Annotated in this window: 17 protein-coding genes and 5 tRNA genes; 12 read left to right on the forward strand and 10 right to left on the reverse strand. The window is 70.2% G+C overall.

What is annotated here, in order from left to right; all coding sequences use genetic code 11:
• Positions 1-311 precede the first annotated feature (311 nt).
• The 5 genes from LE548_RS28445 to LE548_RS28465 form a co-directional block, all read right to left on the reverse strand.
• Positions 312-384, reverse strand: a tRNA-Lys gene (locus LE548_RS28445).
• An 87-nt stretch (positions 385-471) separates the two neighbouring features.
• On the reverse strand, positions 472-1,977 hold the full coding sequence (locus LE548_RS28450) for an amino acid permease (protein WP_225099826.1): 1,506 nt from the start codon (positions 1,975-1,977) through the stop codon (positions 472-474).
• A gap of 115 nt (positions 1,978-2,092) precedes the next feature.
• Positions 2,093-4,342, reverse strand: a complete 2,250-nt coding sequence (locus LE548_RS28455; RefSeq protein WP_225099827.1) for a DEAD/DEAH box helicase — start codon at positions 4,340-4,342, stop codon at positions 2,093-2,095.
• Positions 4,343-4,573: 231 nt separating this feature from the next.
• The gene (locus tag LE548_RS28460; protein ID WP_225099828.1) at positions 4,574-5,104 is read right to left on the reverse strand and encodes a hypothetical protein; all 531 of its coding nucleotides are present in this window, start codon (positions 5,102-5,104) and stop codon (positions 4,574-4,576) included.
• A 133-nt stretch (positions 5,105-5,237) separates the two neighbouring features.
• Positions 5,238-5,588, reverse strand: coding sequence for a metallopeptidase family protein (locus tag LE548_RS28465; protein WP_225099829.1), 351 nt, complete (start codon positions 5,586-5,588; stop codon positions 5,238-5,240).
• 96 nt (positions 5,589-5,684) lie between these two features.
• On the opposite strand from LE548_RS28465, the gene LE548_RS28470 reads away from it, so the two are divergent.
• From LE548_RS28470 to LE548_RS28515, 10 genes are all read left to right on the forward strand, one after another.
• Complete coding sequence (locus LE548_RS28470; protein ID WP_225099830.1) at positions 5,685-7,328, forward strand: metallophosphoesterase; 1,644 nt, start codon at positions 5,685-5,687, stop codon at positions 7,326-7,328.
• 80 nt (positions 7,329-7,408) lie between these two features.
• A tRNA-Glu gene (locus LE548_RS28475) sits at positions 7,409-7,481 on the forward strand.
• A gap of 38 nt (positions 7,482-7,519) precedes the next feature.
• Positions 7,520-7,594, forward strand: a tRNA-Asp gene (locus LE548_RS28480).
• 24 nt (positions 7,595-7,618) lie between these two features.
• A tRNA-Phe gene (locus tag LE548_RS28485) sits at positions 7,619-7,692 on the forward strand.
• A gap of 57 nt (positions 7,693-7,749) precedes the next feature.
• Entirely contained in the window at positions 7,750-7,965 is a 216-nt protein-coding gene (locus tag LE548_RS28490; RefSeq protein WP_225099831.1) for a DivIVA domain-containing protein, read from the forward strand.
• The gene (locus LE548_RS28495) at positions 7,962-8,288 is read left to right on the forward strand and encodes a hypothetical protein (protein WP_225099832.1); all 327 of its coding nucleotides are present in this window, start codon (positions 7,962-7,964) and stop codon (positions 8,286-8,288) included. Before LE548_RS28490 ends, LE548_RS28495 begins: the two co-directional genes overlap by 4 nt.
• A gap of 73 nt (positions 8,289-8,361) precedes the next feature.
• Positions 8,362-9,306 carry a hypothetical protein gene (locus tag LE548_RS28500; protein WP_225099833.1) on the forward strand — a complete coding sequence of 315 codons (945 nt, stop codon included), beginning with the start codon at positions 8,362-8,364 and terminating at the stop codon, positions 9,304-9,306.
• Between the two features lie 93 nt (positions 9,307-9,399).
• On the forward strand, positions 9,400-13,344 hold the full coding sequence (gene hrpA, locus LE548_RS28505) for an ATP-dependent RNA helicase HrpA (RefSeq protein WP_225099834.1): 3,945 nt from the start codon (positions 9,400-9,402) through the stop codon (positions 13,342-13,344).
• A gap of 97 nt (positions 13,345-13,441) precedes the next feature.
• Positions 13,442-13,516, forward strand: a tRNA-Asp gene (locus tag LE548_RS28510).
• 457 nt (positions 13,517-13,973) lie between these two features.
• Positions 13,974-14,165 carry a DUF6274 family protein gene (locus LE548_RS28515; protein ID WP_225099835.1) on the forward strand — a complete coding sequence of 64 codons (192 nt, stop codon included), beginning with the start codon at positions 13,974-13,976 and terminating at the stop codon, positions 14,163-14,165.
• Between the two features lie 471 nt (positions 14,166-14,636).
• Here LE548_RS28515 and bldC read toward each other — a convergent pair whose 3' ends face one another.
• Positions 14,637-14,843 carry a developmental transcriptional regulator BldC gene (gene bldC, locus LE548_RS28520; protein WP_003949541.1) on the reverse strand — a complete coding sequence of 69 codons (207 nt, stop codon included), beginning with the start codon at positions 14,841-14,843 and terminating at the stop codon, positions 14,637-14,639.
• A gap of 542 nt (positions 14,844-15,385) precedes the next feature.
• A complete protein-coding gene (locus LE548_RS28525) occupies positions 15,386-16,228 on the reverse strand; it encodes a hypothetical protein (RefSeq protein ID WP_225099836.1) in 843 nt (280 codons plus the stop codon).
• Between the two features lie 212 nt (positions 16,229-16,440).
• Here LE548_RS28525 and LE548_RS28530 point away from each other — a divergent pair, with 212 nt between their 5' ends.
• Positions 16,441-17,547, forward strand: coding sequence for a Glu/Leu/Phe/Val dehydrogenase dimerization domain-containing protein (locus tag LE548_RS28530; RefSeq protein WP_308030704.1), 1,107 nt, complete (start codon positions 16,441-16,443; stop codon positions 17,545-17,547).
• 290 nt (positions 17,548-17,837) lie between these two features.
• Entirely contained in the window at positions 17,838-18,089 is a 252-nt protein-coding gene (locus LE548_RS28535) for a DUF3073 domain-containing protein (RefSeq protein WP_153540080.1), read from the forward strand.
• A gap of 82 nt (positions 18,090-18,171) precedes the next feature.
• On the opposite strand, the gene purM is transcribed toward LE548_RS28535, so the two are convergent.
• From purM to LE548_RS28550, 3 genes are all read right to left on the reverse strand, one after another.
• Positions 18,172-19,239 (reverse strand): phosphoribosylformylglycinamidine cyclo-ligase, encoded by a 1,068-nt coding sequence (gene purM / locus LE548_RS28540; protein ID WP_225099837.1) that lies wholly within the window; start codon positions 19,237-19,239, stop codon positions 18,172-18,174.
• Between the two features lie 42 nt (positions 19,240-19,281).
• Positions 19,282-20,811 carry an amidophosphoribosyltransferase gene (gene purF / locus LE548_RS28545; RefSeq protein WP_225099838.1) on the reverse strand — a complete coding sequence of 510 codons (1,530 nt, stop codon included), beginning with the start codon at positions 20,809-20,811 and terminating at the stop codon, positions 19,282-19,284.
• A gap of 201 nt (positions 20,812-21,012) precedes the next feature.
• On the reverse strand, positions 21,013-21,471 hold the full coding sequence (locus tag LE548_RS28550; protein ID WP_225099839.1) for an META domain-containing protein: 459 nt from the start codon (positions 21,469-21,471) through the stop codon (positions 21,013-21,015).
• Positions 21,472-21,509: the final 38 nt, after the last annotated feature.

Below are 21,509 nucleotides of genomic sequence, written 5' to 3' on the forward strand. Positions count from 1 at the left end.
GTACGCCGCCGGCCGACTCGACCCGCAGCACCGGACGGGCTCACCCGTAAGGCCCGTAAGGAGCGCACCGCCTGCCGAGGCTCATGGAGACATCCGGGGCAGACGGCCCACTCGTGGGGCACACTGCCGTACCTCACGCCCGCCGGGTATCCGCTGAGGGCGGTCTCACACAAAACCGCCGCAGGTGGCCGCTCTTCCCGCTCACGCATCGCTCACGCAGGAGCCCGGAAACGAAGCAGCGTCCGAGCCAGCTGACGCCGGCTCGGACGCTGCGTAGCAGGTCAGGGGCCATATCCCCCGCCTACCAGCCGTAGGCCCTGTGGGACTCGAACCCACAACCAATGGATTAAAAGTCCACTGCTCTGCCAATTGAGCTAAGGGCCCAGGCGATGTTGCCTGTCCGAGCATAGCCGGACGCGGCCGTGTCTCCGATCGGGTATTGACGGACCGGCCGCGTCACGGGGAAGTGTGTCACTTTTCGACCAGGTTGGGAGCGGCGGTCCGGTCCTCGGTGAGGAACCAGTGGCGGGCCGAGGCGAGCCACCAGGCCGCCGCGAAGCCCAGGACGGCGAGGACGGCGACGGGGGCGTAGTTGAAGGTCTTCCAGGTGACCGGGGAGACCTGCGGGAGCATGAAGAGGATCGTGATCGTCAGCACCCACCCCACCGAGACGACTCCGATCGGCCCCGACCAACGGCCCAGGTGCCACGGCCCGCGGGCGAAGGCGGCGCCCTTGCGGACGCGGAGGAAGGTCGGGACGACGTAGGCGATGTACAGGCCGATCACCGCGATCGACGTCACCGCCGCGTACGCCGTCGAGTTGATCAGGTAGGGCAGGCCGAGAACGAGGGCGGCGAGCGCGGCCAGCCAGACCGCCGCGACAGGGGTGCGGGTGCGCGGGCTGACCGTGTGCCAGACGCGTGAGAAAGGCAGCGCGCCGTCACGCGAGAAGGCGTAGATCATGCGGCTGTTGGCGGTCACCGAGGCCATCCCGCAGAAGAGCTGGGCCCCGATGACGACCAGCAGCAGCAGCTTGCCCGTCGTCGCGCCCAGCGCGTCCAGGAGGATCTGGGCGGGAGGCGCGCCCGTGGGGGACGCCAGCTCCTTGTCGTACGACTGGATCGCGAACGTGAAGCCCAGCAGGAGGACGAAGCCGGCGATCCAGGACGTCCAGATCGAGCGGACGATGCCCTTCGGGCCGGCCGTCGCCGCGTCGTGGGTCTCCTCCGTCATGTGCGCGGAGGCGTCGTAGCCGGTGAAGGTGTACTGGGCCATCAGCAGGCCCAGCAGGACGACGTACGGGCCGCTGCCCCAGCCCGTCTCGTTGACGAACTTCGTGAACACGAACGACGCCGACTGGTGGTGGTCCGGGACGAGGGCGAGCGCGCCGACGATCACGGCGACGCCGAGCACGTGCCACCACACGCTCACGTCGTTCAGGAAGGCGACGATCCGCACGCCGAAGGTGTTCAGCAGGCCGTGCAGGACGAGGATCGCGGCGAACAGCAGGACCGTGCGGTCCGGGGTCACCCGGAAGCCGAACTGGAGGTCCAGGTACGCGCCGAGGAAGGAGGCCGCGCCGAAGTCGACGCCCGCGGTCACCGCGACCTGGCCCAGCACGTTGAACCAGCCCGTGAACCACGCCCAGGCCGCCGCCGAGCGCGGCGGTGCGAGGCGGTGGGCCCAGAAGTACAGGCCTGCCGAGGTCGGGTACGCCGAGCAGATCTCGGCCATCGACAGGCCCACGAACAGCGTCATCAGGCCGACCGCGACCCAGCCCCAGGTGATCACCGCGGGGCCGCCGGTGGTCATGCCGAAGAGGTACAGCGTCAGACAGCCCGACAGCACCGAGATGATCGTGAAGGAGACGGCGTAGTTCGAGAACGCCGACATCCGGCGGGCGAGGACCTGGGTGTAGCCGAGCTGGGCCAGCCGTTCCTCGTCCGACAGGCCACTCACTCTCGCGTCATCTGTCATGCCCCCAGCGATTCCCTCGCCGAGGGCATGACATGCGTCACTCGGTGGCAACGGATGGCCAAAAAGGGCCCGTACGACGTCGTGGTCGTACGGGCCCTTCTCAGGTCACTCGGCGTCAGCCGTTGCGCTTCCAGCGCGGCTTGTCCTCGCGGCGGCCGAACGAGCCGGTGCCGCGGTGGTCGTCACGACGGCCGAAGGGGCGGTCGTGGCCGCCGGCGCGGAAGCCCGGGCGGTCGTCGCGGCGGTCGCGGTTGAACGGGCGGTCGCTGCCCCGGTGCCCGTGGCCACCGCGCTCGTCCCGGCGGAAGCCGCCACGGTCGTCACGGCGCTCGAAGCCACCGCGGTCCTCGCGGCGCTCGAAGGAACGGCCGCCGCGGTCGCCGCCACGGTCACGGTCGAAGCTCCGGTCACGGTCACGGTCGCGGTCGAAGGGGCGACGGTCGTCACGGCGCTCGAAGCCACGGCCACCCCGGTCGTCACGACGGTCGCGGTTGAACGGACGGTCGCCGCCCCGGTCGCGGTCGAACGGACGACGGTCGTCACGGCGGTCGTCACGGCGCTCGAAGCCACGGCCACCCCGGTCGTCACGACGGTCGTCGCGGCGCTCGAAGCCACCCCGGTCCTCGCGGCGCTCGAAGGTACGGCCACCACGGTCGCCGCCCCGGTCACGGTCACGGTCGAACGGGCGACGGTCCTCACGGCGCTCGAAGCCGCCCCGCTCGCCGCGCTCACCACGGTCGCGGTCGAAGCTCCGCCGCTCCCGGCGCTCGTACGGCGCCGAAGCCGCCGGACGCTCCTCGCGCTCGGCCCGCTCGGCCTGCTGCGCGGCGGCGGCTGCGGCCTTGGCCTCGGCCGCCGCCAGCTCCTCCGCGGCCGTCGCCTGGGCCTCGGCCACCGCGGCCTCGGGGTCCTCGCCGCGCTCGCGGGCGACCCGGGCGACCAGCCGGTCGGACTCCTCGCGCAGCTCGGCCGCGCGGCGCTGGGCACGCTCCAGCTGCTTGGTGAGCTGGGCGACCTCGCGCTCGGCCTGCTGGGCGGCGTTGTTCGCGGACTCGGCCTGGACCTCGGTCATGGAGCGGGCGCCGGTGATCTCGGCGACCTCCGGGTCGAAGGCGCCGGCCCCCTGGATGATGTGGCGCGCGGCGTCGACGCCGGCGTCCTCCATCAGGCGGAAGATCTGGCGCCGCTGGTGCGGCAGGGACAGCGAGACGACCGTGCCGGTGCGCCCGGCGCGGGCCGTACGGCCGGCGCGGTGCAGGTAGTCCTTGTGGTCGCCGGCCGGGTCCACGTTCAGGACCAGGTCGATGCCGTCGACGTGGATGCCTCGGGCGGCGACGTCGGTGGCGACCAGGACGTTGACGTAGCCGTCCTTGAAGTCGGCCAGGGTGCGGGTGCGGGCGCCCTGGGTCATGCCGCCGTGCAGCGCGTCGGCCTTCACGCCGGCCTCGCGCAGCTGCTCGGCGACGCGGTCGGCGCCCAGCTGGGTGCGGACGAAGATGATCGTGCGGCCCTTGCGGGAGGCGATCGCGGCGGTGACCGGCGCCTTGTCCTTGGGCTTCACGATGAGGATGTGGTGCGACATGGTCGTCACCGCGCCCTGGGCCGCGTCCACCTCGTGCGAGACGGGGCTGTTCAGGTAGCGGTCGACGAGGGTCTGGATCTCGTTCTCCATCGTGGCGGAGAAGAGCATGCGCTGGCCGCCCGCCGGGACCTGGTCGAGCAGCTCGGTGACCTCGGGCAGGAAGCCCAGGTCGGACATCTGGTCGGCCTCGTCCAGGACGGCGATCTGCACGTCCTCCAGGGAGCAGGCGCCGCGGTTGATGATGTCGCGCAGCCGGCCGGGCGTGGCGACGAGGATGTCGACGCCGCGCTCCAGGGCGTAGATCTGGTTGCCCATGGAGGTGCCGCCGCAGACGACCTTCATCTTCAGGCCGAGGACGTCGCCGTACGGCTGGAGGGCGTCGGCGACCTGCATGGCCAGCTCGCGGGTCGGGGTGAGGATGACCGCGCGGGGCTTGTGCTTCTGGGTGCGACCGCCGGCCAGCGTGGCCAGGGTCGGCAGACCGAAGGAGAGGGTCTTGCCGGAGCCGGTGCGGCCACGGCCGAGGATGTCCTTGCCGGTCAGGGCGTCCGGGATGGTCGCGGCCTGGATCGGGAAGGGGGTCGTCACGCCGTTCTGTGCGAGCTTGCGCACGATGCCCTCGGGCAGGCCGAGGTCGGCGAAGGTGATCTGGGGGGACTGGGGGGTGGTGTCAGCGGCCTCTGCGGCCTCGGTGACCTCGGTCGTCACGTCGACGAGTTCCTGGTCGAGCTCGGTGAGCTCGTTCTCGGACACGACGAACTGATCAGTGCTGGACACGGACATGCGAATGCGAAACCTTCCGGAGTCTCTTCGGCACGCGCCCGTCAACTCCGTGATTCGCTCACGACCGCCTCAATGCGGTCCGCCACGGCAAAGGAGAGTACGCGCCACACGGCGCGCTCTGTGGTGGCGCCGGGCAAATGGGATCAAACGATCTACCACCATACGCACCTACCACCCCTGAAGGCAAACCGAGCTCATCGCCGCAGGTCGGCGCCGTTCGGCTCGGCCCCCTCACGCCGGTGCGCCCGCCTCGGGTGCCGGCTCGCGCTGGACCAGCTGGGGTCCCGGGCCCTCGTGCGCCGAGGAGGACGGCTCGGGCGTCGGGGACTGAGAGGGGGGCGGGGGCGGCGGGGTGGAGGCCGGGGGTGCGGGCGGCTGGGAGGTGGCCGGCGGGGTGGACGGGGCCGCGGTCGGCGGCGGGTCCCCGGGGTCGGGGGTCTTCCGCGGCTTACCGGGCTTGCCGGGCTGGACAGGGGGCGCGGACGCGCTGCCCGCGGCGGACGGGGCCGCCGACGCACTGGGCGACTCGCCGGGCTTCACCGTGCCGCCGTTGCCGTGCTTGCCGTCGCCCGCGGAGCCGCCGTGCTGCCGGCCGCCGACGCCGTCCACCGGGCCGCCGTCCGGCGCCTCGCCGCCGTGCCGGCCCGCCGAGTGGGAGGGCCGGGCCCGGCCGGCGTCGTCACCCACGTTCACACAGCCGGCCGCCGTGGCGACGGCCAGCATGGTGACGGCGAGCCGGACGGGTACGTACAAGGGGCGCACGGCGGCCACCTCCGAGGGCAAGGAAGAGAGTCAACCTCCCCAACTCCCCCCGCCCGCAAGAGGACACGCGCCCCGCCCGCATCGGCGCCCAGCCGTACGCACATCCGCGCCCGGCGCCGCACGCGCTCGCCGCTCAGCCGTAGCCCAGCGTGTGCAGCCGGGCGTCGTCGATGCCGAAGTGATGTGCGATCTCGTGCACCACCGTCACCTCGGTTTCCACGACCACGTCCTCACGGGTCTCGCACATCCTGAGCGTCGGCCCCCGGTAGACGGTGATCCGGTCCGGCAGCACGCCCGCGTACCACTCGCCCCGGTCGGTCAGCGGCGTGCCCTCGTACAGGCCGAGCAGCTCGGGGTCGTCGGTGGGGGGCTCGTCCTCCACGAACACCGCCACGTTGTCCATGAGCCGCGTCAGCTCCGGCGGGATCCGGTCGAGCGCCTCGGCGACCAGCTCCTCGAACTCCTCACGCGTCATCTCCAGCACAGGGTCATTGTCCGGTACGACAGCTTCGTACGAGCGGCGCGTACGACTGCGGTGCGGCGCCGCATATCCGCGTCCGTACGTGGGCATACGGGACCAATGGTCCGCGTCCCCGTCGCCGCCCGCCGCCCGGTCGCAGCCCTGCGCACGCTGACGAACCGCGTACGCCTGCGCCCCATCCGCACCCTCCGCACCCCGGCACACCCCACCGGCCGAAGGCCCCGCACCCTCCGCACCCCGGCACACCCCATCCGCCGACGGCCCCGCACGCTCCCCGCCCCGGAAGCCGGCGCCCGCCCCTGGCTGAGCGCTCTCGGGCTCACGGCCGTCGTCCTCGTCGGCGCCTGGCTGGGCCTGCTGATCGTCGGGAACGTACGGACCCCGGTCGGCCCGATGAACACGACGATGGCGCTGCGCCCCTCCCTCACCGGCGGCACGAAGATCAACATCTCGCCGTTGGGCGCGCTCTCCCTCGACAGCCATGTGGCCCCGGTCCGCCTGGACGTCAACGTCGACCAGCTCGACCCGCTCCGCTCCCAGGCCCTGGTCGACCACCCCGAGCGGCTCTCCGGCCTCCAGGACGAGGTGGCCCGGGACGTCGAGCACGGCACGCTGGACCTGGCGGTGCGCTCCTGCGCCGCGGTCGTCGTGGGCGCCACCACCCTCGGCCTCGCCGTCTACCGCCGCCCGCGCCGGGCTCTCGCGGCCGGCGGACTGGCCCTGGCGCTGCTCGCCGCCTCGGGCGCGTCGGCGTACGCCACCTGGAACCCGAAGTCGGTGCTGGAGCCGAAGTACTCGGGGCTGCTGTCGTCGGCGCCGTCCGTGGTCGGCAACGCGCGCAGCATCGTCACCGAGTTCGACGTCTACCAGAAGGAGCTGGCCCGTCTGGTGACGAACGTGACGAAGCTCTACGACGTCACCTCCACGCTCCCGGCCTACCAGCCGGACCCCTCCACCATCCGGGTCCTGCACGTGTCGGACATCCATCTCAACCCGGCGAGCTGGAAGATCATCGCCTCGCTGGTGGAGCAGTACAAGGTGAACGTGATCGTCGACTCCGGCGACACCATGGACCACGGGATAGCGGCCGAGAACGGCTTCCTGGACCCGGTCAGGGACCTGGGCGTGCCGTATGTGTGGGTGCGCGGCAACCACGATTCGCGGATCACCCAGCACTACCTGGGGCGGATGAAGAACGTGCACGTCCTGGACGACGCCCGGGCGCAGACGGTCGCGGGCCTGCGGTTCGCGGGCATCGGGGATCCGCAGTTCACCCCCGACCGTTCGGCGGTGCCGGGCGGCGACGCGGCCGAGCAACTGGCCGGTGACCGGCTGGCCAGCGCCCTGCGCGACCAGAAGGCCCGGCGCACCCCGGTGGACATCGCCGTCGCCCACGAACCGGCCGCGGCGCGCGAGACGGACGGCGAGGTGCCGCTGGTGCTCTGCGGCCATCTGCACCACGAGGGGGACGAGATCCTGCCCTACGGCACCCGGCTCCGCATGGAGGGCTCCACGGGCGGAAGCGGGCTGCGCGCGGTGGAGGGCAAGTACCCCGCCCCGATCGAGGCCTCGATCCTCTACTTCGACCGGGACAGCCGCCGCCTCCAGGCCTGGGACGCGATCAGGCTGGGCGGGCTGGGCGAGACGACGGCCGAGGTCAGCCGCCATCTGGCCACCCCGGTCAAGCCCGGCGCCGCCCCCACCACGCCCGTCTCTCCCTCGGCTTCCGCCCCCTCGCCGTAAACCGTTTTGGCGATACCCCTCGCCATCCCATATGCTTCTCACGTCCCCGACGCGCTGAGAAGCGCCCAGGCGGGCCGATAGCCCTCATCGTCTAGCGGCCTAGGACGCCGCCCTTTCAAGGCGGTAGCACGGGTTCGAATCCCGTTGGGGGCACGCAAAACCGTGTGCGACACTGTTGCACGCACAAGCTTGGTCCTGTGGAGCAGTTTGGAGTGCTCGCCACCCTGTCAAGGTGGAGGCCGCGGGTTCAAATCCCGTCAGGACCGCTGGTGTTTCACGTGAAACACCGTGGCTGGGTAGCTCAGTTGGTACGAGCGATCGCCTGAAAAGCGATAGGTCGCCGGTTCGACCCCGGCCCCAGCCACAACCAGAAGGCCCCGTTCGATGAACGGGGCCTTCGTCGTAGCGGGGGAGGGCAGGCATGGCGGACGACTTCCAGGGTTTCCAAGGTTTCCAGGGTTTCGACATCGCTCGGCGCGGTTACGACCGCGCCCAGGTGGACGCCTATCTGACCCGGCTGACCGCAGGTACGGCACCCGAGGCACCGCCGGTCTTCGACATCGTCCGGCGCGGGTATGACCGGGCTCAGGTGGACGCACGGGTCGCACAGCTGCTGAACAGGGGGACGGGGAGATGAACCAGGACCAGGCCGCCGCCGTGACAGCGGACACCCAGCTGGAGAAGACCCGGGCGCGGTACGGGCTGCTCGCGGTCATCGCCAGCAATCTCGCGATCGTCATCGTCGCGATCATCGGCGTGTGGCGACTCGACGGGGACAAGTCCGTGATCGTCGGCATCCTCACCGCCGCGTTCACCGCCGTGAGCAGCATGACCACCGCCTACCTGGGCATCAAGGCCGTCTCCAACACCGCCAAGTCGCTCGCACTGGGAGCCGCCGCAGGCCGTGCCGCCGGTTCCGCGGCCCCCTCGGGCGGGACGGGGCCGGCCTCCGGCGCGTGATGTTTCCCGGCCCGCGCGCGCTCCTGCACCGGGGGCCGGGAAAGCCGGTCCTGGTTTCCAGGGAGGAACTCACGTGCGTTTCAGACACGGGGTGTTGACCGTCACGCTGGCGATCGCGACCGCACTGCCGCTGGCCGGCACCGCCGTGGCGGACGGCAGCCACGGCCCGGGCCTGCTCACCGCCACCGACTACAGCACGGGCACCGCGAACATGGTCGCCCTCAATCCCGTCGCCGGAACCGTCACCACCGTCTACGCCCAGGGCGCCACGGACGGCGTCGTGTCCCCCGACGGCTCCCGGGTGGCGTACATCCATCCCGAAAGCACCTGCATCCCCCAGCCGGAGGGGGGCTGCGCCTACGCCCAGGACCTGATGGTCGCCGGAGCCGACGGCAGCAATCCGCACGTCCTGGTCGCGGGCGTCCAGCCCGAGACGAACGACGCCCCGTACGTCGCCCACCCCCACTGGTCGCCCGACGGACAACGGATCGTCTTCGACAGCCCACGCGGCCTGGAGTGGGTGAACACCGACGGCACCGGCGAGCAGACGCTCGCCGTCGGCATGCGCGGCACCTTCTCGCCCGACGGCCGCTCCCTCGCCTTCCTGCAGACCACCGAGTACCAGGCCGCGGACGGCTCCTGGCAGTACGGCGCCGACGTCTCCATCATGGACACCACCACCCTGGAGGCGCGCCGGCTCACCACGAGCCACGACGTGTGGGCATCGCCCGCCGACTGGTCCCCGGACGGCACCCGGCTCGCCTACACGACCCAGTACGGCGTGCACTCCGTCGACGTGGCCACCGGTGCGGTCACCGACCTGAACAGCGGCTGGACGACCCCGCTGTCCTCCGACCAGAACGCCGTCTACTCCCCCGACGGCACGAAGATCGCCTTCGAGGGCCACGACGACGTCACCGGCGACAACGCCACCTACGTGATGAACGCCACCGACGGCAGCGGCCTGCAGCGGCTCACCGACCGCCCGGTGCTGCTCACCGACTGGCGCACGGAGTAGCGGCCGGCACCCACGGCCGGACGGGGGCGGGGTGCGAGCCGCGCGCAAAAGCGTTCGCCACTCATTTCCCCGAGGTGAGATCCTGGACCGCGTATGTCTACGCATCCCGCCCCCGCCCTCGGCACCCTCGCCCCCCGTCTGACCGAGCTGTCGCTGCGTGACGCGCACCGGCTCGGTCGGCGGCTTGAGGGCGCGCGCAAGATCCGTAAGCCGGAGGCCCGCGCCGCCGTCCTCGCCGAGATCGAGGCCGAGGTCGGCAAGGCCGAGGCCCGTATGGCCGAACGACGCGTCCGCGTGCCCGCCGTGTCGTACCCCGAGCAGCTGCCCGTCAGCCAGAAGAAGGCCGAGATCGCCGAGGCCATCCGCGATCACCAGGTCGTCATCGTCGCCGGTGAGACCGGGTCCGGCAAGACCACGCAGATCCCGAAGATCTGTATGGAGCTGGGCCGGGGCGTGCGCGGCATGATCGGGCACACCCAGCCCCGCCGTATCGCCGCCCGGACCGTCGCCGAGCGCGTGGCGGAGGAGCTGCGGACGACGCTCGGCGAGGCCGTCGGCTGGAAGGTCCGCTTCACCGACCAGGTGAACCCGGACGCCACGTTCATCAAGCTGATGACGGACGGCATCCTGCTCGCCGAGATCCAGACCGACCGCGAGCTGCGCGCCTACGACACGATCATCATCGACGAGGCCCACGAGCGGTCTCTCAACATCGACTTCCTGCTCGGCTATCTGGCTCAGCTGCTGCCGAAGCGGCCGGACCTGAAGGTCGTCATCACCTCCGCGACCATCGACCCCGAGCGCTTCTCCCGGCACTTCGGGGACGCGCCGATCATCGAGGTCAGCGGCCGGACGTATCCGGTGGAGGTGCGCTACCGGCCCCTCCTCGAAGAGGATGCCGAGGACGCCGACCGGGACCAGATCACCGCGATCTGCGACGCGGTCGAGGAACTCCAGGCCGAGGGCCAGGGCGACATCCTCGTCTTCCTCTCCGGTGAGCGGGAGATCCGGGACACCGCCGACGCGCTGGAGAAGAAGAGGTACAGGTTCACCGAGATCCTGCCCCTCTACGCCCGGCTGTCGCACGCCGAGCAGCACCGGGTCTTCCAGCCGCACACCGGACGCAGGATCGTTCTGGCGACGAACGTCGCCGAGACGTCCCTCACGGTCCCCGGCATCAAGTACGTCATCGACCCCGGCTTCGCCCGGATCAGCCGCTACAGCCACCGCACCAAGGTCCAGCGGCTGCCCATCGAGCCGGTCTCGCAGGCCAGCGCCAACCAGCGCAAGGGCCGCTGCGGCCGTACGTCCGACGGCATCTGCATCCGCCTCTACAGCGAGGACGACTTCCTCGCCCGCCCGGAGTTCACGGACGCGGAGATCCTGCGTACGAACCTGGCCTCCGTCATCCTCCAGATGACCGCGGCCGGCCTCGGCGAGATCGAGAAGTTCCCCTTCATCGACCCGCCGGACCACCGCAACATCCGCGACGGCGTGCAGCTGCTGCAGGAGCTGGGCGCGCTGGATCCGGCGCAGAAGGACCCGCGCAAGCGGCTCACCGACACCGGCCGCAAGCTGGCCCAGCTGCCGGTCGACCCGCGGCTGGCCCGCATGGTCCTGGAGGCCGACAAGAACGGCTGTGTCCGCGAAGTCATGGTCATCGCCGCCGCGCTGTCCATCCAGGACCCGCGCGAACGCCCGGCCGACAAGCAGACCCAGGCCGACCAGCAGCACGCCCGCTTCAAGGACGAGACCAGCGACTTCCTCGCCTACCTGAACCTGTGGCGGTACGTCCGCGAGCAGCAGCGGGAGCGGGGGTCGTCGTCCTTCCGTCGGATGTGCAAGCAGGAGTACCTGAACTTCCTGCGCATCCGCGAATGGCAGGACATCTACCTCCAGCTGCGCACGGTCGCCAAGCAGATGGGTATCCACCTCGCCGAGGAGGACGCTCCCAGCGACCGCATCCACACCTCCCTCCTCTCCGGCCTCCTCTCCCACATCGGGATGAAGGACGTGAAGGACGGCAACAAGAACGAGTACCTGGGCGCCCGCAACGCCAAGTTCGCGATCTTCCCGGGCTCGGCGCTGTTCAAGAAGCAGCCGAAGTTCGTGATGTCCGCCGAGCTCGTCGAGACCTCCCGTCTCTGGGCCCGGGTCAACGCCAAGATCGAACCGGAGTGGGTCGAGCCGCTCGCCGAGCACCTCCTGAAGCGGACGTACAGCGAACCGCACTGGGAGAAGGACCAGGCGGCCGTGATGGCGTACGAGAAGGTCACGCTGTACGGCGTCCCGATCGTCGCCCAGCGGAAGGTGAACTACGGCCGGATCGACCCCGGGACGAGCCGCGAGCTGTTCATCCGCAACGCGCTGGTCGAGGGCGACTGGCGCACGCACCACAAGTTCTTCGCCGACAACCGCAGGCTCCTCAGCGAGGTCGAGGAGCTGGAGCACCGGGCGCGGCGCCGGGACATCGTGGTCGACGACGACACGCTCTTCGACTTCTACGACCAGCGCGTCCCCGACCATGTGGTGTCGGGCGCCCACTTCGACTCCTGGTGGAAGCGGAAGCGGCACGAGCAGCCCGACTTTCTGGACTTCGAGCGGGAGATGCTCATCCGGGAGTCGGCGGAGGCGGTCACCAAGGCCGACTATCCGGACTCCTGGCGGCAGGGTCAGCTGAAGTTCCGGGTGACGTACCAGTTCGAGCCGGGCGCGGACGCGGACGGCGTGACGGTCCACATCCCGCTCCAGGTGCTCAACCAGGTCACGGACGAGGGCTTCGACTGGCAGATCCCGGGCCTGCGCGAGGAGGTGGTCACGGAGCTGATCCGCTCCCTCCCCAAGCCCGTCCGCCGTCACTACGTCCCCGCGCCGAACTACGCGAAGGCGTTCCTGGAGAAGGCGGTGCCCCTGCAGGAGCCGCTGCCGGTGACGATGGCGCGCGAGCTGAAGCGGATGGTCGGTGTCCCCTTCGAGGCGGAGGACTTCGACTGGTCGAAGGTCCCCGACCACCTCAAGATCACCTTCCGGATCGTGGACGAACGGCGGCGGAAGCTGGCCGAGGACAAGGATCTGGAGGCGCTGAAGCTCAGGCTGAAGCCGAAGGCCAGGCAGGCCCTGTCCCAGGCGGCCGCGGCGACCGCGTCCCGCGAGGGCGGGGAGTCGCTGGAGCGCAAGGGGCTGACCGACTGGACGATCGGCTCGCTGACGCGCGTCTTCGAGACGCGGCGGGCCGGCCAGCCGGTGAAGGCGTACCCGGCGCTGGTGGACGACGGCGACACGGTCTCGGTCCGGCTCTTCGACACGGAGGCCGAGCAGGCGGAGGCCATGTGGCAGGGCACCCGGCGGCTGATCCTGCGCAACATCCCGGTGAACCCGGCGAAGTTCGCGTCCGAGAAGCTGACCAATGCCCAGAAGCTGGCGCTCTCGGCGAATCCGCACGGCTCCGTCCAGGCGTTGTTCGACGACTGCGCGATGGCGGCGGCCGACAAGCTGATCGCGGACTTCGGCGGGCCTGTGTGGGACGAGGAGTCGTACCGGAAGCTGTACGACAAGGTCCGCGCGGAGATCGTGGACACGACGGTCCGTACGGTCGCCCAGGTGCAGCAGGTGCTGGCCGCCTGGCAGGCCTGTGAACGCCGTCTGAAGGCCACCCGCAGCCCCGCGCTGCTGGCGAACCTGACGGACGTCCGGGGGCAGTTGGACGCCCTCGTGAAGCCCGGCTTCGTGACGTGGGCCGGCATACGCCGCCTGCCGGACCTGATGCGCTACCTGGTGGCGGCGGACCGCAGGCTCCAGCAGATGCCGACGAACGTCCAGCGGGACACCACGCGCATGGAGAAGGTCCACGAGATGCGGGACGAGTACGCCTGGCTCCTGGAACAGCTCCCGAAGGGCCGTCCGGTCCCCCAGGCGGTCCTGGACATCCGCTGGATGATCGAGGAGCTGAGGGTCAGCTACTTCGCCCACGCCCTCGGCACGGCCTACCCCGTCTCCGACAAGCGGATCGTGAAGGCGATCGACGCCGCTGTGCCGTAATCACGCGTGTACAGGGGGTGAGTTCGACCAGGCGGCCCCACCTCCTGTACAGTCTCATCTCGCAGCGCAACGCACCAAGCCAAGCGCCGCGAAACCTGGTCCTGTGGAGCAGTTTGGAGTGCTCGCCACCCTGTCAAGGTGGAGGCCGCGGGTTCAAATCCCGTCAGGACCGCATCGAAGAAGGGCCCCGTATCCGACACCGGACGCGGGGCCCTTCGCCATCCCCAAGCCCAAGCCGCGCCCGCGGCGCAGCCGCAATCAGACACAGCAAATCCCGTCAGGACCGCCTCGAAGAAGGGCCCCGTATCCGACACCGGACGCGGGGCCCTTCCCCCATCCCCAAGCCCAGGCCGCGCCCGCGGCGCAGCCGGATGCGGGGCCCTTCGGTATTCCGTTTCGCCCGGCCCCGTGAAAGCGCTCCCGAGGTGGCCGCTGGAGCGTCCCCGCTGCCGTCGATGGCGAAACGAGCCCTCCCCCTTCCAGACCTCCTCTCGGCCCCCTCCAGGCCCCCCTGGAGCCCCTCGGCCCCACCACCCCGTCCCAGACCCCCCCGGTTCCCTTGACGGCGTCACATTCGGTCGGTACGCAGAAGGCAGGGCCTGCTTTCGCCGGGTCTCTGGAGGTGGGATATGGGGGCAATGGTCAGGCATGAGACGCGGGCGCTGTTGAGGGCGCATCTGGCGGCCGCCTCGTCCTACCGGCACCTCACTCGCCACTGCGCCGTCTGCCATCACCTGCTGCGGCTGGCGATGGACGCCGCCCCGCGGACGCCGGACACGGATGACGACGGCGCCGGAGACGAAAGTCCTCGGCCGGCGTGACCGACGGCGGCCCCAACTCCGCACCACACGTGGGACGCTGGAACCTGACGCTCCACTAGCGCACACAGGCTGTCGGCAACAACCGCCCAGGCGTGTGACGGGAGTCACCGCATGAGTTTTTGAAAGGGCGGTACTTACCACTGTCATACAAGTGGTCAATTTAATATGTGCAATTGCACCGCACACCGAGGTCACGCACAGTCGTTCCGACAGCCCTCCCCAGACTCCGACAAGGCCGCTCACAGGGGCCGCCCCCGCACCCGGCCGGCGCACAAAAAAGATCGCGCTGGACCCGGCGGAGTCCAGCGCGATCTACGACGCACCCTGTGTCGCTGCCGACAACTTCTGAACAACGGTCTGTTCGGCTTGGGCGTGGGGCCTGTTGGGGCAGATCCCGCGTCGCTTGGAGCTAGCGTTTCGGGCACCTCGGCCGATTGGGGGACCAGCCGGTTTGCCCGGTTATGCGATTGTTCAGGCCTCGCTGCGCTGCTGCGGGATGCCCGCGAGCAGAGCGCGAACCTCGGCCTCGCGGTAGCGGCGGTGCCCGCCGAGCGTGCGGATGGACGTGAGCTTGCCGGCCTTCGCCCACCGCGTGACCGTCTTGGGGTCGACACGGAACATGGTGGCGACCTCAGCCGGGGTCAGCAGCGGCTCGGCATCAGGGGTGCGAGCGGTCATGAGCGGCCTCCTCGGGAGAACCGAACCTTCTCGGTTCTTTCCTCTAAATTCTGCACCTTGACCCGCGTTGCCCGAAATGGCGGACGCGAGTCGAGTCGGTTATAGGACGAACGGCTTGTCCTCGGCACTACAACTACACCATCTGTCCAGCCGCGTCGGCCAAACCGATGGAATTGCCCTCCCAGGTGTTCATCAGCGACGGAAGCCGATGGACCATGCCATAGCGGACAGTCACGCCACTGTGACGATCAGTCACAGGACGATCAGGAGTCACCAGACCCCCCAAAGCGTGCAATGCTGAGATTTCGCCCACAATGGAGCACAGTTGGGCGAACGGAGCCCTCCCCGGACTCCTTGTCCTATTTTGGCATGAGGAGGGGCAAGAGGCGCAAGGGCCCTGTACGTGCGGTCCATCACGCTTCCGTCACGCTTGAGACATACGCCCGGATCGGGGCCAACGTCCCATCAGTAGGTGAAGTGCGGTTGACCGTACGCTGTCCGACGCCGTATCAGCTGTGACGTACGTCACTCAGGCCGCAGAGTCAGTTGGCCGAGCGCCGGTCCCGTACCGACCGCCAGCGCTCCACCAGACGCCCGTACGCCTCCCCGGCCGCCGTCCCGTCGCCACGGCGCAGCGCCTCGACGCCGGCGGCCACGTCCGCCGCCGAGTGATCGTCCTCCAGCTCGCCGGCCGGCAGCACGTGCACCAGGCCGCCGTAGTCCAGCTCCACCAGCGAGCGCGGATGGAACTCCTCCAGCCAGCGGCCGACGTCCACCAGGCCGTCGATCAGCGGGCCCTCCTCGACGGTGTCCTTCAGCGTGCGCAGCGCCCGCGCCACCCGGCGCCGGGCCTGCACCATCGGCGTGCGGTAGCGCAGCAGCGGGGGCACCTCGGCGGTCCCCTTCTCGTAGCGCCGCTCCTCGTCGGAGACCAGCACGAACCAGTTCAGCGGCACCTGCCAGGTCGCCGTGCGGATCCACGGGCGGGCGTCGGGATTGCGGGCGAGCCAGCGCTCGTAGTCCTGGGCCGCCTGGCGGCGCACCACCGGCGGCAGCACCGCGTCCAGCACCGGCGCGGGCAGCTCGTCCGCCAGTTCCTCCAGCGCCTGCCAGCCGCGCAGCCGGGTCCGCCAGGGGCACACGCAGACCACGCCGTCGACCTCCGCCACGAAGGCGTCGCCGCTCTCGTGCACCGGTACGGCGACCGGCGGGGTGGGCAGCAAGTCGGCGAGGGAGCGGCGCAGTTCGTCCTGATAGGAGGGGCGGTCGGGGCGGCGGGCGTAGCGGGCCCAGTGGCTGCGCTCCGGCTCCGCGAAGGCGCTCAGCGGCTCGTACACGCGCAGGTACGCGGCATAGGGGACGACCACGGAGGACACCTTCGGCACGCCTGCTCCCTCCCCACCGGGCCCGGCTCGAAAACCGCTGCAAAACCACTGCAAATCGTCCCACGGACATACGTGCGCGAACGGCCCGCGAGAGTGATCCTGAACACTGCACGGACGGTGGTTGTGCCGAGGCTCTACGCTCAGGGCACGGCACCCCGCCACCCGTACGGGGTTCCGCCCCACTCGCCGCTACTTGCACAGGAGTCACCACAGTGACCGACGTAACCGGCGCGTCAGCCGAGGTCCTGCACACCCTGTTCCACTCGGACCAGGGCGGCCATGAGCAGGTCGTGCTCTGCCAGGACCGCGCCAGCGGCCTCAAGGCCGTGATCGCCATCCACTCCACCGCCCTGGGCCCCGCCCTCGGCGGCACACGCTTCTACCCGTACGCCACCGAGGCCGCGGCCGTCGCCGACGCCCTCAACCTCGCGCGCGGGATGTCGTACAAGAACGCCATGGCCGGGCTGGACCATGGCGGCGGCAAGGCCGTCATCATCGGCGACCCGGAGCGCGACAAGACCGAGGAGCTGCTCCTCGCCTACGGCCGTATGGTCGCCTCGCTCGGCGGGCGCTACGTCACCGCCTGCGACGTCGGCACGTACGTCGCCGACATGGACGTCGTGGCCCGCGAGTGCCGCTGGACCACCGGTCGCTCCCCCGAGAACGGCGGCGCCGGCGACTCCTCCGTGCTCACCGCGTTCGGCGTCTACCAGGGCATGCGCGCCTCCGCCCAGCATCTGTGGGGCGACCCCTCGCTGCGCGGCCGCAAGGTCGGCATCGCCGGCGTCGGCAAGGTCGGCCACCACCTGGTCAAGCACCTGCGGGACGAGGGCGCCGAGATCGTGATCACGGACGTGCGCACGGACGTCGTGCGGCGGATCCTCGATCAGTACCCGGCGGGCGTGACGGCCGTCGCCGACACCGAGGCGCTGATCCGCGTCGAGGGGCTCGACATCTACGCGCCCTGCGCGCTCGGTGGCGCCCTGAACGACGCGTCCGTCCCGGTGCTGACCGCGAAGGTGGTGTGCGGCGCGGCCAACAACCAGCTCGCGCACCCGGGTGTGGAGAAGGACCTCGCCGACCGCGGGATCCTCTACGCGCCGGACTACGTGGTGAACGCCGGCGGGGTCATCCAGGTCGCCGACGAGCTGCACGGCTTCGACTTCGACCGGTGCAGGGCGAAGGCGGCGAAGATCTTCGACACCACGCTCGCAATCTTCGCACGTGCGAAGGAAGACGGGATTCCGCCGGCCGCCGCGGCCGACCGGATCGCCGAGCAGCGGATGGCCGAGGCCCGCGCGAGCCGTACGGCACAGTGAGCCGATCGCACACATGAGCGGTACCCGTCGGCGGGAACTTGGAGAGAACTCTCACTTCCACCGGCGGGTCGTTCCCCGATAAGTGGTTAAAATCGCCACTGACCAGCGAGGACAGGGCGCCTCGAAGGTCCTGTGCACACGCGCGTGGTGCGGGCGACGTACCGTATGGGCGCGGGCTCAGGTACCGTGGAAGCCCTACGGACCGGCCTCTCTGCGGAGGGTCCGTTCCGGATCATGAACGCGTGTCAGACTCTGGGGCCGTCGAGCCCCGTCACCGAGGGGGTCGAGCCATGGGGCGCGGCCGGGCCAAGGCCAAGCAGACAAAGGTCGCCCGCCAGCTGAAGTACAACAGCGGTGGGACTGATCTGTCACGTCTGGCCAGTGAACTGGGCGCATCGACTTCGAGCCAGCCGCCGAACGGCGAGCCGTTTGAGGACGATGAGAACGACGAGGACGATCTTTACTCTCGGTACGCCGACCTCTACGAGGACGACGACGAGGACGAGGACGAGGGTCCCTCACAGCACCGTCGCGGCGCTTGACCTAGTACTCAGCACCTGCCCGGTCGGTGGCACTGCCACCGACCGGGTTCTGTGCTACCCGCAGGTTCAGCGCGCGGCGCCTTCAGCTTGAGTACGTCCCGACCAGCTCGGCGCCGGTCGTCTTCTCGCCCCGCTCGGTGATCTCGCCCGCCACCCAGGCGTCGACCCCACGGTCGGCCAGCGTCGCGAGGGCCACCTCGGTGGACTCCGCGGGGACGATCGCCATCATGCCGACGCCCATGTTGAGGGTCTTCTCCAGCTCCAGGCGCTCGACGTTCCCGGTCTTCCCGACCAGGTCGAAGATCGCGCCCGGGGTCCAGGTGGAGCGGTCGACCGTGGCGTGCAGCTCGTCCGGGATGACACGGGCCAGGTTGGCCGCGAGGCCGCCGCCCGTGATGTGCGAGTAGGCGTGCACGTCGGTGGTGCGGGTCAGCGCCAGGCAGTCCAGCGAGTAGATCTTGGTCGGCTCCAGCAGCTCCTCGCCGAGGGTACGGCCGAGCTCGGCCACCTCCGTCTCCAGGGCCAGGCCGGCGCGGTCCAGCAGGACGTGGCGGACCAGGGAGTACCCGTTGGAGTGGAGCCCGGAGGACGCCATGGCGATCACCGCGTCACCCTTACGGATGCGATCCGCGCCGAGCAGCCGGTCGGCCTCCACGACGCCCGTACCGGCGCCGGCGACGTCGAAGTCGTCCTCGCCCAGCAGACCCGGGTGCTCGGCCGTCTCGCCGCCCACCAGGGCGCACCCGGCGAGCACACAGCCCTCCGCGATGCCCTTCACGATGGCCGCGACACGCTCGGGGTGGACCTTGCCGACGCAGATGTAGTCCGTCATGAACAGCGGCTCGGCACCGCACACCACGATGTCGTCCATGACCATGGCGACGAGGTCGTGGCCGATGGTGTCGTAGACGCCCAGCCGACGGGCGATGTCGACCTTCGTGCCGACGCCGTCCGTGGCGGAGGCGAGCAGCGGGCGCTCGTAGCGCTTGAGGGCGGAGGCGTCGAAGAGGCCGGCGAAGCCGCCGAGGCCGCCGAGGACCTCGGGGCGCTGGGTCTTCTTCACCCACTCCTTCATGAGTTCTACCGCGCGGTCGCCCGCCTCGATGTCGACGCCCGCCGCTGCGTAGCTGGCACCAGTGGTCTCAGACATGACCTTGAGAACTTTCGTGTCGTACTGCGTGAACAGCGGTGATTACGGGCGACGGATCGCGTCGGCCGCGGCCGTGGCGGCGGGACCGGCCGCCAGCTCGGTCTCCAGGAGCTGCTTGCCGAGCAGCTCGGGGTCCGGCAGCTCCATCGGGTACTCGCCGTCGAAGCAGGCGCGGCACAGGTTCGGCTTGGCGATGGTGGTCGCCTCGATCATGCCGTCGATGGAGATGTACGCGAGCGAGTCGGCGCCCAGGCTGGTGCCGATCTCCTCGATGGTCATGCCGTTGGCGATCAGCTCCGCGCGCGTGGCGAAGTCGATGCCGAAGAAGCAGGGCCACTTCACGGGGGGAGAGGAAATCCGGATGTGGACTTCCGCCGCGCCGGCCTCGCGGAGCATGCGGACCAGGGCGCGCTGGGTGTTGCCGCGCACGATCGAGTCGTCGACGACGACCAGGCGCTTGCCCTTGATGACTTCCTTCAGCGGGTTCAGCTTCAGGCGGATGCCCAGCTGCCGGATGGTCTGCGAGGGCTGGATGAAGGTGCGGCCGACGTAGGCGTTCTTCACGAGACCCGCGCCGAAGGGGATGCCGGAGGCCTCCGCGTAGCCGATGGCGGCCGGGGTGCCGGATTCCGGGGTCGCTATGACCAGATCGGCCTCGACGGGGGCTTCCTTGGCGAGCCGGCGGCCCATCTCCACACGGGAGAGGTAGACGTTCCGGCCGGCGATGTCGGTGTCCGGGCGGGCCAGGTACACGTACTCGAAGACACAGCCCTTGGGCTTCGCTTCCGCGAATCGAGAGGCGCGCAGACCGTTCTCGTCGATGGCGACGAACTCGCCCGGCTCGATCTCCCGCACGAAGCTCGCGCCGGTGATGTCCAGGGCGGCGGTCTCGGAGGCGACCACCCAGCCGCGCTCCAGCCGGCCGAGGACCAGCGGGCGGATGCCCTGCGGGTCGCGGGCGGCGTAGAGGGTGTGCTCGTCCATGAAGACGAGGGAGAACGCGCCCCGCACCTTCGGGAGCACCGCGTGCGCGGCCTCCTCGATGGTCAGCGGCTTGCCGTCCTCGTCGACCTGGGCGGCGAGCAGCGCCGTCAGCAGGTCGGTGTCGTTGGTGGCCGCGACCCGGGTGGAGCGGCTGTTGTTGTCGTTCGGGAGCTCGGCGACCATCTCGGCGAGCTGCGCCGTGTTGACCAGGTTGCCGTTGTGGCCGAGCGCGATCGAGCCGTGCGCGGTGGCGCGGAACGTCGGCTGGGCGTTCTCCCACACGGAGGCGCCGGTGGTCGAGTAGCGGGCGTGTCCGACCGCGATATGACCTTGGAGCGAACCGAGCGAGGTTTCGTCGAAGACCTGGGAGACCAGGCCCATGTCCTTGAAGACGAGGATCTGGGAGCCGTTGCTGACCGCGATTCCCGCGGATTCCTGACCCCGGTGCTGGAGGGCGTAGAGCCCGAAGTACGTGAGCTTTGCGACCTCTTCACCCGGAGCCCAGACGCCGAAGACGCCGCAAGCGTCCTGGGGGCCCTTCTCGCCGGGAAGCAGATCGTGATTGAGTCGACCGTCACCACGTGGCACGCCACCGAGTGTAGGCGAGGTCGACCACTGGTCCGAATTGGGGATACGCGCCCGTAACGGATCAGGGTGTGCGGATCACCTTGTCGCTTTCTTCGTTTGTGCAGGTCAGCGGCACGATACGGGCTTCAGGGCGGTCGAGGGGAGGCCGCCGGGAGCCGATCCCGGGCGTCTTTGCCGTATGCACGAGTGAGGTGTCGCACATCATCCGGAGGCGTTACGGCTGAGGTGGACGATGTCACCGTTGCCGTCGGTGAGCGTCAGCTTCCCGTCATCGGTCTTCGCGACGAGCGTGCCGGTGGTCAGCGCACTGGCCAGGGCGCGCTCGAAGTCCATGCGGTCGGGGGCGCAGGCCATCCGGGTCGTGCGCAGGTCGCCGAGGGTGATCCGGTCGCCGTGCACGGTCGCGCGGGCGCTGAACTGGTTGCAGCCGAGGTTGCCCGCCGCCTTGCCCTCCGCCCCGCCGGACAGGTCGATGCGCAGCCGGGCGGTGGCGGGTGCGTGCCGGATCGTACCGCCGACGGTCAGGCCGTCGACCCGCCAGTCGACGCCGGTCACGGGCTGCGTCACGGGCTGAGGGGAGCTCACCGGACCACTGTCCGCCTTCCCGGTGCCGCAGACCACCGTGAGGACGGCGAGGGCGGCGGCAGCCGACGGGATCACGCGTTGCTTGTACCGGTTCATGGTGATTCGACGGCCCG

Source organism: Streptomyces sp. CoH27 (assembly GCF_020181035.1).
Lineage (GTDB): Bacteria > Actinomycetota > Actinomycetes > Streptomycetales > Streptomycetaceae > Streptomyces > Streptomyces camelliae.

What these genes read in the sequence shown, in the direction of transcription:
- LE548_RS28450 (WP_225099826.1), bottom strand. Translation starts at nt 1,977, where the DNA reads ATGACAGATGACGCGAGAGTGAGTGGCCTGTCGGACGAGGAACGGCTG.
- LE548_RS28455 (WP_225099827.1), bottom strand. Translation starts at nt 4,342, where the DNA reads ATGTCCGTGTCCAGCACTGATCAGTTCGTCGTGTCCGAGAACGAGCTC.
- LE548_RS28470 (WP_225099830.1), top strand. Translation starts at nt 5,685, where the DNA reads ATGGTCCGCGTCCCCGTCGCCGCCCGCCGCCCGGTCGCAGCCCTGCGC.
- LE548_RS28490 (WP_225099831.1), top strand. Translation starts at nt 7,750, where the DNA reads ATGGCGGACGACTTCCAGGGTTTCCAAGGTTTCCAGGGTTTCGACATC.
- LE548_RS28495 (WP_225099832.1), top strand. Translation starts at nt 7,962, where the DNA reads ATGAACCAGGACCAGGCCGCCGCCGTGACAGCGGACACCCAGCTGGAG.
- hrpA (WP_225099834.1), top strand. Translation starts at nt 9,400, where the DNA reads ATGTCTACGCATCCCGCCCCCGCCCTCGGCACCCTCGCCCCCCGTCTG.
- LE548_RS28515 (WP_225099835.1), top strand. Translation starts at nt 13,974, where the DNA reads ATGGGGGCAATGGTCAGGCATGAGACGCGGGCGCTGTTGAGGGCGCAT.
- bldC (WP_003949541.1), bottom strand. Translation starts at nt 14,843, where the DNA reads ATGACCGCTCGCACCCCTGATGCCGAGCCGCTGCTGACCCCGGCTGAG.
- LE548_RS28535 (WP_153540080.1), top strand. Translation starts at nt 17,838, where the DNA reads ATGGGGCGCGGCCGGGCCAAGGCCAAGCAGACAAAGGTCGCCCGCCAG.
- purM (WP_225099837.1), bottom strand. Translation starts at nt 19,239, where the DNA reads ATGTCTGAGACCACTGGTGCCAGCTACGCAGCGGCGGGCGTCGACATC.